The sequence below is a fragment of the Klebsiella sp. K47 genome, from assembly GCF_051858335.1.
Classification (GTDB): Bacteria; Pseudomonadota; Gammaproteobacteria; order Enterobacterales; family Enterobacteriaceae; genus Klebsiella; species Klebsiella pneumoniae.
The window spans coordinates 1-3,472 of the sequence record NZ_JBPYUI010000059.1; the positions used below are offsets into that span (position 1 = coordinate 1).

3 protein-coding genes are annotated in these 3,472 nt (G+C 46.4%); all 3 read right to left on the reverse strand.

Annotated features, from left to right (window positions below; all coding sequences use genetic code 11):
• Positions 1–2,902, reverse strand: a 2,902-nt coding sequence (locus RRF55_RS26845; RefSeq protein ID WP_439419190.1) for a phage tail tape measure protein, incomplete at its 3' end; no start/stop codon positions are given.
• Positions 2,903–2,962: 60 nt separating this feature from the next.
• Complete coding sequence (locus RRF55_RS26850; protein WP_071889494.1) at positions 2,963–3,247, reverse strand: hypothetical protein; 285 nt, start codon at positions 3,245–3,247, stop codon at positions 2,963–2,965.
• Positions 3,248–3,301: 54 nt separating this feature from the next.
• Positions 3,302–3,472 (reverse strand): phage tail assembly protein T (locus RRF55_RS26855; protein ID WP_439419191.1); only part of this gene is annotated, 171 nt, incomplete at its 5' end.

A 3,472-nucleotide genomic window follows, 5' to 3' on the forward strand; every position in this document is an offset into this window, starting at 1 on the left:
AGATAGAGTTAGTGGTGGCATCCAGAATCTCGCTGGTTGCAGTGGCAGCCATTGAGCTCAGATCAGAAGCCTGATCGGCATAATTCATCAGGGAATCGCTGATCCCCGTGCGCCAGTCTGACTGCTGTTCATCGGTCTTTTTGTAGTAGTCCTCCTGAATCGCTAACCGTTCAGCAAGCGCCGCCTGCAGCGCTTCCGTTTGCTGTTTGTACTGGTCTTCAGAAATTTGCTTCTTGTTAAAGTCACGCTGAAGCTCATCCTGCTGCTTACGGAAGTCAGTGCGAATATCCGCCATTTCCTTCATGCGGTCGCGGGCTTTATCTCCCATCCCGGCGCCAAGAAAATCTATATTCCCCCGGTCACGCGCAGCGGCATTACTGTCAGCTAGCCCCTCACGGAACGTTTGCAACTGTTCAGCAATGTTTTTCTGATCGATTAGTGCAGCATTTTGCAGGATTATTTCTTTTTTGGCTTGCTCAAGAGAGGCTAGCTCCCCCTGCGTCACCTGATATTTCATTTTAGCCAGTTCGGTATTCTGGCTTCCCAGGGCAATTTGTTCCTGCTGCTGTTTAATAAGGCGCTTGTAAACGTCTTCTGTCTTTTCAGCTGCTTTAACCTCTTCGCTTTTTGGCGCTTTCCGGGTGGGTTTATTGGATTCATCGTTTTGCCATTTCGCCAACCCCTGATTAATAAACAGATCGCGGTTAGTTTTAAACTGAGGTTCATCCTTAAGCCCCAATTCGTCAGCGGCATAACCTAACCGTGCTCTCTCCCTTGCTTCTCCTTTAAGCTTTGATAGTTCAAGGTCCTGACGGCTTTTTTCCAGAGCATTGGCTTGCTGTGATGTTAAATCAGCCTGAGGCATTCGCATTGGAACATTAACCAAGCCCTGCCGTTCCATTAAAAGCTGGTTTCCTAATCCAAGTAAACGGTTAACTTCGGAATACTTACCAGTCATCAATATTAGACTCTGGTATTCTGCATTTTGCCGCCATGCTCTTTCTTTTATAAGATCATTTCTTCTTCTTTCATTCTCCTCAAGTGCCTTTAACATATCACTGGATTTTTCTCGCATCTGACGAAGCTTGTCTTCTTCTACGACAACCTGCTCGGTCAAAATTGCAATAGCTTTTGTAATATTTAAATCATTTTCTTGAGTTATGCCTGGTTTGCTTCTACTTTCATTTAAATCATTTATTTGCCCGTTAAGTTTTTTTACACTTTGTTCTTGGTCTTCGATTAGGCGTTTTTGCTCCTGCATCGCCTCAACCGTTAATCTTCGATTACTATCGACCTCAGGTAGGGTCATTGAGGAGGTTTTTTCTCTGATCTGATCTATTTGGCTGGCATATTCCTGAGCTGATTTTCTTGCTTGTTCCTGGCTTTGGTACATAGCGTACCATGCGCCCGCACCCAGCATAACTAACCCGGGTATACCACCAACCAGCCCAAGAGCCCCGCTCATCAACCGGGTGCCGACAGAGGTAACGCTGTTAAGATTATTTTGAGCAGAAACCCTACCTGAAATATTACGACTAAGCGCCGCTTGCGCTGCAGCAAGTTTTCTTTCTGCAATAGCCTGTGCATCGGCATTTTTTGCAGCTACAAGCCCGGCCTGAGCCCGCTCCAGAGCTGTTCGTGCTCGTACTTTTTCTGTAGCTGTCCCGGTGGCGAGGGCAGTAGTCAATCGACCTTGCGCAGCAGTAACCTTGGCTTCTGCGGCCGCAACCCTCTCCTGTTGTGCCGCCTGAACATCTGCACTTTTAGCACTCTGAAGAGCTTGCTGGGCACGATAAACAGCGGCGCGGGAAGCGGCAACAGAAGATTGCGCTGCTTTTTCTTGAGCGACTGCAAGGGCTACCTCAGATTTTGCCGCTGAAATAAGTGCGCCAGTAGCACTGCTTGCGCTGGTAACAATCCCACCAAGATACCGGGCTAATCCGATCCCAACCAAACCACCAGCAGCAGTGGTAATTAGTGACATATTATCTGCTACGTCACTGAGGGCCCCGCTGACAGCGGAAGATGTAAGAGAATCCAGCGTACCTGCCAGCCCATCAAGACCGCCAGAAAGTGCATCTGTCGCGCCAGTTGCCTGGTTCACCCCACCAACCCATGCCATAAAAGAGTTAGTGACTTTTTGCATTGATCCAGAAACTGTTGGTGGCAACGAGGAAAACTCCCCCTGTAATACACCTAATTGACTGATCAAAGCTGGTACGACTTTATCAATGGTAAGTTGCCCCTGATCAGCCATTGCTTTAAGGTCTTTTCGAGCAACACCCATACCAGCAGCCAGGGCGCGGATGACACGATCACCAGATTCGTTAACCGCGTTAAACTCTTCACCACGCAAAACACCTTGAGCAAGGGCCTGACTGAACTGGGTAATAACAGAACCTGCTTCTTCTGTGCTTGCACCAGATAGTTTAAGTCCTGTTGATACCGCTTCGGTGATTTTGAGCACTTCATCTGAGCTGTAGCCAAATTCACGCATTGATGCTGCCGCGCGTGAAAATAAATTAGCGTTATCAGTAAAAGCAGTGCCCGTACTCTGGCTAATCGCCATTAATCGGGTCTGAGATAAAGTAAAATCATTCGTAGACACTGAGGCTTGTTTAAGACGCGCATTCACTGAGTTCCATTGATCAGCAATCTGAACCAGTTTTCCTGTAGCAAATGCTGCAGCCGCAGCCGTAGCTGCTCGACCAGCAGAAGCAAATCCATCGGTTAACTCGGAAAGAGCTTTTTGACTTTCTTTCGCAGCCGCAGCTGCCTGACGCCCACCATTTTGCATGGTTTTATAATAGTCTTGTCCCATGCGTGAAGCGCGGGCGATCTCAGTCTGAAATGATTGAGAGTTTGCTGAAACCTTAATGATAAGTTCACGCAGGGTTGCCATTTACTACCTCTTTAAAATAAAAAACCTGCCGAAGCAGGTTATTTTTTATAATCAAACAATCTAGTTTGCATTCTGATCAATGAAATCCCTCAGAATTTTAGATTGATTGCATAATTCTTTATCTGTTGACATTCCTGAATCTTTAGATTTTTGACAGTAATAAAAGTAATCATCATTCTCTTTGGTGTATGATATAACTTTATAAAAAGCTTTCACGCACAGAGATGGATCTGAGTGCTGAGAACAAATGGTATTTGTTAGCTTTTGCAGTTCTTGTGGTTCAAGAATTTGCGTTGCACTAGCTGCTGATGTGATAAAAATAAAACCTAATAATAATTTTTTCACAAAATTCCCCTTTTCATTGGCGATAGGGAATCCTAAACCGTCGCGTATGTATTGTCACTGAGAAGCCGCGAGCAAAGCGGCTTCTAAGCCTGCAAAGGGATCGCTGCTGTCGCTTGCCTCATCCTCTTCTGCGCTCCACTGAATCTGTGCGTCTTCAATAGTGATTTTACCGCCCTGCGCTCCGTAAACCGCAGATACCAGCTGAGCATTGAGGATATCGCCGCG